Annotated in this window: 9 protein-coding genes; 5 read left to right on the top strand and 4 right to left on the bottom strand. The window is 74.5% G+C overall.

The genetic code is table 11. The features are described from left to right. Nucleotides 1-10 precede the first annotated feature (10 nt). The 3 genes from ACIQKA_RS03775 (at nt 11) to ACIQKA_RS03785 (ending at nt 4,351) form a co-directional block, all read left to right on the top strand. Complete coding sequence (locus tag ACIQKA_RS03775) at nt 11-2,179, top strand: discoidin domain-containing protein (RefSeq protein WP_402539858.1); 2,169 nt, start codon at nt 11-13, stop codon at nt 2,177-2,179. Nucleotides 2,180-2,320: 141 nt separating this feature from the next. Continuing rightward, nucleotides 2,321-3,412, top strand: a complete 1,092-nt coding sequence (locus ACIQKA_RS03780) for a DUF1996 domain-containing protein (protein WP_383153238.1) — start codon at nt 2,321-2,323, stop codon at nt 3,410-3,412. A 195-nt stretch (nt 3,413-3,607) separates the two neighbouring features. Then, complete coding sequence (locus ACIQKA_RS03785; RefSeq protein ID WP_383153235.1) at nt 3,608-4,351, top strand: class E sortase; 744 nt, start codon at nt 3,608-3,610, stop codon at nt 4,349-4,351. On the opposite strand, the gene ACIQKA_RS03790 is transcribed toward ACIQKA_RS03785, so the two are convergent. The 3 genes from ACIQKA_RS03790 to ACIQKA_RS03800 form a co-directional block, all read right to left on the bottom strand. Then, the gene (locus ACIQKA_RS03790; RefSeq protein ID WP_390106814.1) at nt 4,348-4,845 is read right to left on the bottom strand and encodes a GNAT family N-acetyltransferase; all 498 of its coding nucleotides are present in this window, start codon (nt 4,843-4,845) and stop codon (nt 4,348-4,350) included. The genes ACIQKA_RS03785 and ACIQKA_RS03790 overlap by 4 nt on opposite strands. A gap of 78 nt (nt 4,846-4,923) precedes the next feature. Next, nucleotides 4,924-6,267, bottom strand: a complete 1,344-nt coding sequence (locus ACIQKA_RS03795; RefSeq protein ID WP_402539859.1) for a PP2C family protein-serine/threonine phosphatase — start codon at nt 6,265-6,267, stop codon at nt 4,924-4,926. Nucleotides 6,268-6,418: 151 nt separating this feature from the next. Then, nucleotides 6,419-6,817: a nuclear transport factor 2 family protein gene (locus tag ACIQKA_RS03800; RefSeq protein ID WP_383153227.1), complete on the bottom strand. Its 399-nt coding sequence runs from the start codon at nt 6,815-6,817 to the stop codon at nt 6,419-6,421. A 216-nt stretch (nt 6,818-7,033) separates the two neighbouring features. Here ACIQKA_RS03800 and ACIQKA_RS03805 point away from each other — a divergent pair, with 216 nt between their 5' ends. After that, on the top strand, nt 7,034-10,075 hold the full coding sequence (locus ACIQKA_RS03805) for an AfsR/SARP family transcriptional regulator (RefSeq protein WP_402539860.1): 3,042 nt from the start codon (nt 7,034-7,036) through the stop codon (nt 10,073-10,075). 206 nt (nt 10,076-10,281) lie between these two features. Here ACIQKA_RS03805 and ACIQKA_RS03810 read toward each other — a convergent pair whose 3' ends face one another. Next, nucleotides 10,282-10,500 (bottom strand): hypothetical protein, encoded by a 219-nt coding sequence (locus ACIQKA_RS03810; RefSeq protein WP_383430784.1) that lies wholly within the window; start codon nt 10,498-10,500, stop codon nt 10,282-10,284. A gap of 330 nt (nt 10,501-10,830) precedes the next feature. On the opposite strand from ACIQKA_RS03810, the gene ACIQKA_RS03815 reads away from it, so the two are divergent. Beyond that, complete coding sequence (locus ACIQKA_RS03815; protein ID WP_391093761.1) at nt 10,831-12,198, top strand: helix-turn-helix domain-containing protein; 1,368 nt, start codon at nt 10,831-10,833, stop codon at nt 12,196-12,198. The last annotated feature ends 32 nt before the right edge of the window (nt 12,199-12,230 follow it).

Genomic DNA, 12,230 nt, shown 5'->3' on the forward strand with positions numbered 1-12,230 from the left:
AGGAGCCCCCATGACCACCGCCCCGACCCCACGGAGGCGGGCCCGCACCGCGGCCTCGCTCGTCTCCCTCGGAGCCCTCCTCGCCACCTCCGCCACCGTCCTGACCGCGGCGCCCGCCACCGCCGCCGAGACCCTCCTCTCCCAGGGGAAGACCGCCACCGCCTCCTCGACCGAGGGCGCCGCCTACGGAGCCTCCGCCGCCGTCGACGGCGACCTCACCGGCACCCGCTGGGCCAGCCAGTGGAGCGACGACCAGTGGATCCAGGTCGACCTCGGCGCGAGCGCGGACGTCAGCCGCGTCGTCCTGAACTGGGAGGGCGCCTACGGCAAGGCCTACGACATCCAGCTCTCCGACAACGGCACCGACTGGCGCACCGCCAGGTCCGTCACCGCCGGCGACGGCGGCACCGACGACCTGACGCTCTCCGGAACCGGCCGCTACGTGCGCCTCAAGGGCGTCGCCCGCGCCACCGGATACGGCTACTCCCTGTGGGAGTTCCGGGTCTACGGCAACGGCGGCACCACCCAGCCCGGCCCCGGCGGCGCCGTCCGCGTCACCGGCTCGCAGGGCGACTGGCAGCTGACCGTCGGCGGACAGCCGTACACGGTCAAGGGCCTCACCTGGGGCCCGTCGATGGCCGACGCCCCCCGCTACATGCCCGACCTGAGGTCCATGGGCGTCAACACCGTCCGGACCTGGGGGACCGACGCCTCCAGCAAGCCCCTGCTCGACGCTGCGGCGGCCAACGGCCTCAAGGTGATGAACGGCTTCTGGCTCCAGCCCGGCGGCGGCCCCGGCTCCGGCGGCTGCGTCAACTACGTGACGGACACCGCGTACAAGAACACCATGCTCACCGAGTTCGCCAAGTGGGTCGACACCTACAAGTCCCACCCGGCCACCCTCATGTGGAACGTCGGCAACGAGTCCGTCCTCGGCCTCCAGAACTGCTACGGCGGCACCGAGCTGGAGGCCCAGCGCAACGCGTACACCACCTTCGTCAACGACGTCGCCAAGAGGATCCACTCCATCGACCCCGACCACCCCGTCACCTCGACGGACGCGTGGACCGGCGCCTGGCCGTACTACAAGCGCAACGCGCCCGACCTCGACCTGTACTCGATGAACGCGTACGGCGACATCTGCGGTGTGCGCCAGGACTGGATCGACGGCGGGTACACCAAGCCGTACCTCATCACCGAGACGGGAAACGCCGGTGAGTGGGAGGTGCCCGACGACGTCAACGGCGTCCCCGACGAGCCGACCGACGTCCAGAAGGCCGAGGGCTACACCAAGGCCTGGAACTGCGTCACCGGGCACCGGGGCGTGGCCCTGGGCGCGACGATGTTCCACTACGGCCTCGAACACGACTTCGGCGGCGTCTGGTTCAACCTCCTCCCCGACGGCCTCAAGCGCCTCTCGTACTACGCCGTCAAGAAGGCCTACACCGGCTCCACCACCGGGGACAACACCCCGCCGGTCATCACGAACATGACCGTCAGCCCGGCCTCCGCCGCCCCGGCGGGACGCGAGTTCACGGTCCGCGCCGACATCCGCGACCCCGACGGGGACCCGGTCACCCCCAAGATCTACCTCAGCGGGAACTACGCCAACGGCGACAAGCGGCTCGTCGACGCGCAGTGGCGCTCCACCGGCAACGGCACCTTCGCCGTCACCGCGCCCGAGAAGCTCGGCGTGTGGAAGGTCTACGTCCAGGCCGAGGACGGACGCGGCAACGCCGGCATCGAGACCAAGTCCGTGAAGGTCGTCGCCCCGCCCGTCGCCGGCACCAACATCGCCCTCGGCAGGCCCACCACCGCCTCCTCCGCCCAGGCCTCGTACGGCGACTGCCCCTGCCCCGCGTCCAACGCCACCGACGGCAACGCCTCCACCCGCTGGGCCAGCGACTGGAGCGACCCCCAGTGGATCCAGGTCGACCTCGGCTCGGTGCGTCCCGTCAACCGGCTCCAGCTCGTCTGGGACCCGGCCTACGCCAAGTCCTACGAGGTCCAGGTCTCCGACGACGGCACGACCTGGCGCACCGTCCACACCACCACCACCGGCAACGGCGACATCGACACCGTCGAGACCGCCACCACCGCCCGTCACGTCAAGCTCCGGCTCACCGCGCGCGGCACCGGCTGGGGCTACTCGCTCCACGAGTTCGGCGTCTACAGCTGACGGAGCCGGACCCCCCTGACGGGCGGCGGGGCCCGCCGCTCGGCCCCGCCGCCCCGGCACCACCGCACGGGACACACACCCCACCAGCCGCGTGGCGTTCCCGCGCCCACGCGAAACCACCCCCACGGGCAGGAGATCCCCATGAGATCGAGTCCGAAGCGGCTCTCCGCACTCCTCGTCAGCACCGCCCTCATCGCCGGCGCCCTAGGCATCGGCACCATCGCCTCGGCCTCCGACCCGGCGGCCGGCGTCCCCTCCGCCGTCGCCGCGGCGGCCAACCACACCGGCCACCGGATGGCCGCCTCCACGCAGGCCTCGGGCGACGACGCCGACGGGGACGGCTACATCCCGGCCGTACCCCAGGTCACCGGCGTCGTCCCCTCCACGGCCACCCCGCCCCCGGCCTACCACCACGAGTTCCAGGCCGGCTGCTCCGTCACCCACACCGCGCCGGACGACCCGATCGTCTACCCGGGCCAGTTCGGGAAGTCCCACGACCACACGTTCATGGGCAACACCTCCACCGACGCCGCCAGCACCACCGGCTCGCTCTACGGGGGGAACACCACCTGCAAGGCGCCCGCGGACGCCTCCGCGTACTGGATGCCCTCGCTCTACAAGGGCGACCAGAAGATCCTGCCCGTGGGCCCGCAGGTCATCTACTACAAGGCGGGCGTGACCGACTACCGGAGCGTGCGGCCCTTCCCCAAGGGGCTGCGGTTCGTCGTCGGCAACCCGATGCAGACCGCCCAGGAGTTCCGGTCCCACAAGGGGTTCGTCGAGGGCTGGGAGTGCGGTGACAGCTTCTTCAACACCGACATCCCGGCGAGCTGTCCGAGCCGGCCCGACGTCCAGCTCAACCTGCGCATGCAGGCCCCCAGCTGCTGGGACGGGAAGTACCTCGACACCCCGAACCACCAGAGCCACATGGCCTACCCGGTGGTCAAGCCCGGCACCAACGACAACATGTGCCCGGCCTCCCACCCGGTCGCCCTGCCGATGATCGAGTTCAAGATGGCGTGGCCGGTCAACGGCGACATGAGCCAGGTCCGCCTGGCCAGCGGCCGCGGCTACTCCTTCCACTACGACTTCTTCAACGCGTGGGAGGAGCGCACCCTCAAGGCCCTGGTCGACCACTGCATCGTCGGCGGCCTGCAGTGCGACACCCGGGGCTTCGACCTCTACCGCCCCGAACGCGGTGTCGTGCTGAACGAGGACCACCGCCTGCCCTGACCCGACGACCCGCGCACACACTCCCCGCACGGCCACCGCACGGCCCGGACGCCCGTTCCACGGCGTCCGGGCCGTGCCCGTGCCGGCCCCCGTGCGGCCGGGGGAGGGGCCCGCGCATGATCCAGTACCCCCGGGGCGCCTTTTACGGGACAATTCCCGGTGAGCCGCACGTCGTCACCGGAAGGCTCGTCCCCCATGACACGAACCCGTCGCACGCCCCTCCCCGTCGCGATTGCCGCGGCGGCCCTCGTGGCCCTCGGCTGCGGCCCCCTCCCGGGCGGCCCGGCGGGCGCCACGACCGCCCCGCCCACGGTCCGCGAGCCGACGACGGCCCCCTCCGCCACTCCCCGTACCGGCCCCGTCACGGCGACGACCGCCCCCGCCGAGCCGTCTCCCCCGCCCGTTCCCGAGGCCCGTCCGCGCCGCGCCGAGCTGGACGTCCCCTCCATCGGCGTGGCCGGCCTGCCCGTCCTGCCGTACGAGGGCACCAGCGACGACCGGGCCGGTACGCGGATCCAGGACCGGGGGGTGGCGGCGAGCCCCCACGGCGACCGGGGCGGGGTCGGGCCGGGCGACGTCGGCAACTACCTCGTGACCGCGCACCGGCTCTCGGCCGGCGGGCCCCTGCGCCTGCTCCCCGAGGTCGAGGAGGGCGACACGGTCGTCGTGACGGCCGACGACGCCGTCTACGAGTACCGGATCGTCGACACCCGCTCGACGTCCTTCCGGTCCGCCGGCTCCCTCGCCGAGCAGCGCGCCCCGGTCCCCGGGAAGCCGGGCGAGAAGCCCACCCGGGCGATGATCACCCTCTCCACCTGCGCCACGCCCGAGGACGACGCGGCCGGCAACCACTGGCGGGACGCCCTGGGCAACCCGGAGCACCGCATCGACAAGATCGGCGTCCTCGTCGCCACCCGCCCGCCTGCGGACGGCCCCTAGGGGGTGTCCGTCACGTGCTGCCCGGGCCAGGTGAGCCACGCGTACGCCACCGGCTGGACGGCGTTCCACTCGGACGCCGCCTCCGGGGCGACCCGGACGAAGCCCGCCCCCTCGTAGCAGCGCAGCGCGCCGGTGTTGTCCGGGTGGACCCGCAGGAAGACGTCGTCGAAACCGGCGCCGAGGGCCCGGTCGAGCAGCGCCCGCACCAGCACCCGCCCCACGCCCCGGCCGCGCGCCTCCGGAGCCACGACGATGCGCGCCAGCTCGGCCTCGTCCTCCTCGGCGTCGGTCCACACCTCGCCGTACCCGAGCACGGCCCCGTCGTCCCCGACGAGGACGTGGCCGTGGACCTCCCGGTCCTCCTGCCATCCGGCCACCGTCTCCCCGGTCACCGGAAACTCCCGGCGTCCGCACCACAGGAGGACCTCCCGGGCCGAGGCGGGCCAGCCCGCCACCGCGGCGGCGTGGTCGGCGGAGAAGGGGAGCAGGTCCATGGCGGGTTCCTCGGGGCTTCGGTCGACGGGCGGGCCGACCCTACGCGGTCGCGGCGTCCCGTGCCGGGGCCGGGTCCCTCAGGCGCTGACCAGATGGTCCTCGTGCGACGGACGGGACTCCTCCCCGGCCCCGCCCCGGACCACGAGGACGGCCGTCGTGTCGTCGTCGAGACCGCGGGCGCCGAAGCGGGCCAGGTCCTCCTGGAGGAGGCCGGGGATCCGGTCGGCCGGCTCGGCCGCCCAGTCGCGCATCCGCCGCTCCAGGGGGTAGAAGGCGCCGTGGCGGTCCCGGGTCTCGCTGACGCCGTCGGTGAACATCAGCATCCGGTCGCCGGGGGCGAACGGCACCTCGTCCACGGTGAAGGGCGCGTCGACCGGCACCGGCAGGTGGACCGGCACGGACGGCGAGGACAGCTCGACCGTGCGCACGACCGGGCCGCGCTGGACGACCGGGGCCGGATGGCCGCAGCTCAGGAGCCGTACGACCGGCTCGTCGTCGGGGATCTCGGCGAGCAGGACGGTCGCGAAGCGGTCGGCCGCCGTCGACTCCGGCGCCCTCTCCGCGTAGCGGGCCATGCTCGCCTCCAGGCGCTCCGCGATCGCGGGCAGGCCGGAGGCCGTGTACGCGGCCTCGCGGAAGGAGCCGAGCAGCAGCGAGGCGGCCTCCACGGCCGCGAGCGCCTTGCCCTGGACGTCCCCGAGCATGATCCGCACGCCGCCCCGGACCTTCAGGGCCTTGTAGAAGTCGCCGCCGACGTGCGCGCCGGCCGCGGACGCCTCGTACAGCAGCCGCAGGCCGACGTCGCCGACGCGCCGGGGCAGCGGACGCAGCACCGCCCGCTGGGCGGCCTCGGCGACCTCGCTCACCCGGCGCAGCTCCACCTCCCGCCGCCGGCGGGCCTGGCTGGAGAGGGCCGCGGCCAGGGTGACGACGGCCAGGACCGTCTGGCCGGCCAGGAGGGCGGGGAGGAGCCGGTCGCCCCGGCCCAGGGCGAGCAGCGCGGTCGTCCCCATCGCCAGCGCGCCGACCACGAGCGTCCCCCGGACGCCCCGGGTCACCGCGGCGAGCGCGGGGGCGGCGACGAGGAAGCGGTCGAACCGCTCCTCCGGCGCGGTGAGGACGTCGGCCAGCGGGGCGGCCACCAGCACCAGGAAGGGCAGCGCCCGGCCGAGGAGGTAACGGAACTCCGCCGGGCGGCGGGGGCCGCGGTGGCCGGGGCGGGCGGGTTCGGCCGCACCGGCCCGGCCGGCCGTGTCGGCCGTCCTGGCCGTGCGGACCGCCCCGGCAGCGGGGGGCGCGCCGGTCGTACGGGCCGCCGTACCGGTGGTACGGGCCGCCGTACCGGCCGTGAGCGCCGCCGTGCCGGTCGTACGGGCCGCGTCGGCCGGTCCGGTCCGGTTCGTGTCCGGGCATCCGCGCACCTCGCCGCTCCTTCCTGGGTCTCCGGGGCCGTCGCGCGTGGCATCGGGCCGTCGTGCCCACCTTCCCCCTCCCCGCGGACCCGGCGGCAGGTACCCAGGGCCCCCGGGCCCGGGACCTTCGGACAGGTCCTTCCGGCCCGCCCCGGTCCGGTCAGGGCGCCACGTGGTAGTACCGCGTGCAGGCGAGGACCATGCCGTCGTCGGTGATGCTGAAGAAGTCGACGAAGTGCAGCTCCCGCCCGCCGGCGTCCGGGTCGACGCACCGGCCGGCGGCCACCACGCTGCGGTTCTGGGCCACCAGGCGGTCGATCTCGTGGCGGCCCCTGGGCGGGGTGTGTCCGAGCCGGGCGCGCAGGACCGCCGTACGGCCCCGGACGGGGGGCATGCCGGGCAGCTCGAACACCACGCCGTCGTGCAGCAGGGAGGCGCACGAGTCCAGGTCGCCGGCGTCGAGGTAGTCGTAGACGAGCCGGACGTGGTCGACGCCTGCGGCGGTGACCAGGTCGACCTGTCCCGGCAGACCGAGGGTCGTGTCATCGTGGCGGTTCAACGGCTGAGCCCCTTTCACTCTCGGTGCAGGATTCTGGGGGGCGTCACCAACTCCGGGTTATCACCCCTCTATCTCCGACCGGGATCTTCACGGCATGGACAGAGCGGGGGTGGATGTGGAGACTGTCCTCACTTGGGTCTCAAGTGTCAACTCATTTGTTTCGTGGGGGAATCGGTGGCTGACGGCACAGATGAGAGAGACCCGGGGCTCCCGGACGTGTCGCGCCTTCCCTTCCGGCTCCTCGGACCGCTCCAGGTGCACGGTCCCGGCGGGCCCCTGCGGGTGCCCCCCGGCCGCCAGGAGGTGATCCTCGCGGCCCTGCTCCTCGACGCCAACCGGGTCGTCGGCACCCATCACCTCGTGGACCTCATCTGGGAGGACAACCCGCCGGAGACCGCCCGTACCCAGGTGCAGATCTGCGTGTCGCGCCTGCGGAAACTGCTGGCCGGGGCCGACGGGGAGGCCACGATCACCACCCGGCCCCCGGGCTACGTCCTGCACACCGAGGCGGGCAACGTGGACGCGGCGCTCTTCACCGGCCTCGTGTTACGGGCCCGGCGGCTGCGCGACCGGGGCTCCCCCCGGGAGGCCGTGGGACTGCTGAGGAGCGCGGTGACGCTGTGGCAGGGCGAGTGCCTGTCCGGCCTCGACGGCGGCCCGCTGGCGAACCGGGCGCGCCAGCTCAACGAGGAGCGGCTGACCGCCACCGAACTCCGCATCCAGCTCGAACTCGAACTCGGCCAGTACGACCGGCTCGTGGGCGAACTCCAGATGCTCACCCACGAACACCCGCTGCGGGAGAAGCTGCGCGGCCAGCTCATCCAGGCGCTGTACTGGTCGGGCCGGCAGGCCGAGGCCCTGGAGGCCTTCCGGACCGGCCGGCGGATCCTCGCCGACGAACTGGGCCTGGAGCCCGGCCGGGAGCTCCGCGAACTGGAGTCGGCGATCCTGGCCGGCGCACTGCCCCCGCCCGCCGGTGCCGGTGCCGACGCGAGACCGGCCCGCCCGCCCGCCGGCGCGGCCCCCGGCCGGCCGCACGCCACGGCCCCCGACGCGCCCGTGGCGAACGAGGGGACCGGGGCCCCGGAGCCCGGCGGCCCGGCCGCCTCCGCGCCGGACCCCGTGCGGCACGACACCGTCCCGCACCAGCTCCCCGCCGCCGTGGCGGACTTCGTGGCGGACGGCGCCCGGACCGCCGCCCTGGAACGGGCGCTGACCGGGGGACCGGACCGCACCACCGTGGGGCTCGCCGCCATCACCGGCAAGCCGGGCACCGGCAAGTCGACCCTCGCCGTGCACGTCGCCCACACCCTGGCCGAGACCGGCTTCCCCGACGGACAGCTCTACTGCGACCTGCGCGGCACCACCGGCACCCCGGCCACCCCCGCCGAGGTGCTCGGCCGCTTCCTCCGGGCCCTCGGCATCCCCGGCCAGCTCATCCCGGAGGCCCTGGACGAGCGCGCCGAGATGTACCGCACCCGGCTCGCCTCCCGCCGGGTCCTCGTGGTCCTCGACGACGCGGCCGGCGAGGGCCAGGTGTTGCCGCTGCTGCCCGGCAGCCGGGGCTGCGCCGTCCTCGTCACCGGCCGGGCCCGCCTCACCGCGCTCCCCGGCGCCCACCGGGTCGAACTGGACGTCCTCGACGAGGACATGGCCCTCGAACTGCTCTCCAGGATCGTCGGCCGGGAACGGGTCGCCGGAGAGGCCCAGGCGGCACAGGCCCTGGTCCGCACGGTCGGGCGCCTCCCGCTGGCCCTGCGGATCGTGGCCGCCCGGCTCGCCGCGCGCCCCCACTGGACCCTCGCCTCCATGGTGCAGCGCCTCGCCAACGAACGGCACCGCCTCGACGAGCTCACGCACGGCGAGATGACGATGCGGGCCAGCCTCTCCCTCACGTACGAAGGGCTCGGCCCGGACGACCGCCGGCTGCTGCGGCTCCTCAGCATGGCCCAGGCGCCGACCCTCCCGAGCTGGCTGGCGGGCGCCCTGCTCGACGACCGCCGCCCCTTCCCCTCGGACCTCATGGAACCGCTGGTCGACGTGCAGATGCTGGACGTCGACGGCGTCGAGCGCACCGGCGGCTTCCGCTACCGCTTCCACGAGATCATCCGGGTGTACGCGCGGGAGCAACTCGCCGCGCACCACCCGCCGGAGGTGCGGCGGGAGGCGCTGGCCCGGATGGCGGGCGGCTGGATGCACCTCACCCAGCAGGCCCACCGCAAGGTGTACGGCGGCGACTTCACCGTCCTGCACGGCGAGGCCCCGCGCTGGGAGCCCCCCTCCTCGTACACCGAGGAGGTCCTGGCCGACCCGCTCTCCTGGCTCGACGCGGAGCAGACCGCCCTGTGCCGGATGGTCGAGCACGCCGCCGACGAAGGACTCCACGACCTCAGCTGGGACCTCGCCACCTCCCTCGTCACGCTCTTCGAGGTGCGGGGCCACTACGACCTGTGGGAGCAGACGCACCTCAAGGCCCTGGCCGCGGTCCGCAAGGCGGGCAACCTGCGGGGCACCGCCGCCGTGCGCGCGTCGCTCGGCTCGCTCTACATGAGCCGCAGCCAGTACGACACGGCGCGCCAGGCGCTGACCTCGGCGCTCGACGTCTTCCAGGCGCTCGACGAGCCCCGGGGCGAGGCGCTGTGCCGCCGCGACATGGCGCTCATCGCGCGCACCAACGGCGACGACGCCTCGGCGCTGGAGCTGTACCGCAGGTCCCTGGCGGACTTCGACCGGGCCGGCGACGTGGTGGGCCGGGCCATCGTCCTGACCCAGAGCGCCCACATCCGGATGCGCCAGGGGGAGATCGACGCGGCGCAGACGCAGCTGGACGAGGCGCTGGAGATCTACGAGGGGGTCGGCTACACCGGGGGCAGGGCGCGCACCCTGCGCCGGGTCGGGCAGCTGCTCCTCGAACAGGGGCGGAGCGACCTGGCGGTCCTGACCTTCACCGAAGTGCTGGAACTCTGCCGGGACTCCGGCGACGTGATCGGGGAGGGACACCTGCTGCGCGACCTCGGTCACGCGTTCGCCGTGATGGGCCGCCCCGACCGGGCCAGGGACTTCTACGACCGGGCCGTGGCCGCGCGGGAGGAGATCATGGACCTGAGCGGCGGTGCGCTGGTGCGTCTGGACCTCGCCCGGCTCGTCGAGGAGCCGGGGCGTTCCCGGGAACTGCTCGCTCCGGCCGTCGAGGTCTTCCGGGAGCGCCGGATGGGGCGGGAACTGGCGGAGGCGAAACGATTGCTCGGAGCCGGCTGACACGGCGGGGAGCCGGTGTCGCGGGGGCGGTCGTACGGGGCCGGTGGCGTATCGGGTCGGTGTCTGTACCGGGCCTGTGGCCGTACGGGGTCAGCGGCGTATCGGGTGGGTGGCCGTACGGGGCCTGTGACCGTACCTGGCCGGCGGTCGTACGGGCCGGTGGCCGTCCGGGTCGGTGTCCGCACTGGACCCGTGGCCGTACCGGGTCAGTCCCAGGGGTTGTTGTCGGTGGTGGCCGCGGTGCCCGTCGTCCCCGTGCCCGTGCCGGCGGTGCCGCCGTTCCCGTTCTCGTAGGGGGCCACCGTCGTCGTGCCCGTGGGCTCGTCCGCCCAGCCGGCCTGGGCGCCGACGCCGGTCACGAGCACGATCATCGCGGAGGCGACGGCGGTGCGGAGGGCGGTGCGGGCGGCGGTGGTCTTCGACATCGGATTCTCCCTTGTGGTGAGCGGCGCTTCCTTGTGACCACCACGCTAGGAACGACCGGATTCACGGGACCGTCCGCTGTCTTATCACCCCACTATCACGGACCCCTATCACGGGACTCGAAGACGGCCGGAGCCCGCGCCCGCCGGAGCCCGTTCCGCCGCCACGACACCCGACGCACCGCCCCCACCTGCGGGTTAGTCCGCGGGATGCCCCCTGGATAGCCCCGTCCCCACGATGGAGAACAGCAGACGGCGAGGCCTTGCGCCGGCCGGCGGCCCGACCGGGACGCCGCCAGGGCCCCGCCCCGACCCGACCAGTGGGGGCTTTTCATGGCGACGACCATTCTTTCCCCGGAGGGCACCACCGCGGCCACCGCCGCACTCGGCACCCTCATACGCGGCCACCGGCTCCGCATCGGCCTGACCCAGCGGGAGCTGGCCGACCTCTCCACCATCAGCGTGCGCGCCATCCGCGACCTGGAGAAGGGCAAGGCCCAGCGGCCGAGGACCGACACGGTCCGCCTCATCGCCGACGCCCTGCGCCTCGGGCCCCGGGCCCGCACGGCCCTGGAGGAGGCGGTGCGGCGCGGACACCGGGGCGGCGTCCCGCACCTGCCCCTGGAACGCTCGGCACCGCCCGTACCCCTGCACCCGCTGATCGAACGGCGGGCCGAGGCCGCCGTCATCGCGGAGGAGCTCCGCTCCGGGGCCGAACGGCTCGTCACCGTCGTGGGCCTGAGCGGCGTCGGCAAGACGAGACTCGCCCTGGAGGCGGCGGCCAGACTCCACGACACCGGCCTCCCCGTGCTGTGGCACACCGCCCCCGGGGCGGTCGCCGACTGCCTGCCGACCGACGACGACCCGCTCGCCGCCCCGATCGCCGACTGCGCCGGCTTCCTGCGCGGCGACGGACCGTCCGACGCCGTCCCCGCCGCCCTCACCGGCCTGCTCGGCGACCGCGGGGCGCTCCTCGTCCTCGACGGCGCCGACACCGGACGGCTCGACTTCCAGCGCCTCGGCCGGCTGCTGCGCGAACTGCCCGGACTGCGCCTGCTCGTCACCGCCGACACCCCCTGGAACGTCCCCGGCGAACGCCTCTTCCTCCTCGCGCCCCTGGAGGCGCCCGCCCCGTCCGGCGGCGCCCGCCCCGACGCCCCCGCCACCCGGTTCTTCCTCGACCGGCTCCGCCGCGTCCGCCCCGACATCGTCCCCGACGACCGGGCCCTGACGGACGTCGCGTGGGTCTGCCACCGCCTCGACGGACACCCGCTCGCCCTCGCCGCGGCCGCCTCCTGGCTCACCGTCTGCGACCTGCCCACCCTGCGCGGCATCGTCGAGTCCGACCCCGCCCCGCTCCTCGACCACCTGGCCGACGGCCGCTCCGGCTCCCACCTCAGGGAGAGCGTCGGCCGGACCCTGGCCGGGCTGCCCGCCGGCCACCGGAGCCTGATCGCCGAACTGTGCGCCGCCGACCGCGAGGAGTTCCTCCTGGAGGACGTCGTCCGGCTGACCGGCCTGCCCCTGCCGCACTGCGGGCGCATGGTCCGCGACCTGCTGGTCGGCGGCGTGATCCGGTCCAGCACGGACGGCGGCCGCTCCGCGTTCCGCGTGCTGCGCGTCGTCCGGGCCGTCGCCTCGGCGACCGCGTGCGCACCGGCGGCCGGCGCCCCCGCTCCTGCCGGAACCGCTGCCGCCTGACTGCCGCCGCGCTGCCGAACCGCTCGTGGACC

This window comes from Streptomyces sp. NPDC092045, assembly GCF_044756005.1.
Taxonomy (GTDB): domain Bacteria; phylum Actinomycetota; class Actinomycetes; order Streptomycetales; family Streptomycetaceae; genus Streptomyces.

What these genes read in the sequence shown, in the direction of transcription:
- ACIQKA_RS03775 (WP_402539858.1), top strand. Translation starts at nt 11, where the DNA reads ATGACCACCGCCCCGACCCCACGGAGGCGGGCCCGCACCGCGGCCTCG.
- ACIQKA_RS03780 (WP_383153238.1), top strand. Translation starts at nt 2,321, where the DNA reads ATGAGATCGAGTCCGAAGCGGCTCTCCGCACTCCTCGTCAGCACCGCC.
- ACIQKA_RS03785 (WP_383153235.1), top strand. Translation starts at nt 3,608, where the DNA reads ATGACACGAACCCGTCGCACGCCCCTCCCCGTCGCGATTGCCGCGGCG.
- ACIQKA_RS03790 (WP_390106814.1), bottom strand. Translation starts at nt 4,845, where the DNA reads ATGGACCTGCTCCCCTTCTCCGCCGACCACGCCGCCGCGGTGGCGGGC.
- ACIQKA_RS03810 (WP_383430784.1), bottom strand. Translation starts at nt 10,500, where the DNA reads ATGTCGAAGACCACCGCCGCCCGCACCGCCCTCCGCACCGCCGTCGCC.
- ACIQKA_RS03815 (WP_391093761.1), top strand. Translation starts at nt 10,831, where the DNA reads ATGGCGACGACCATTCTTTCCCCGGAGGGCACCACCGCGGCCACCGCC.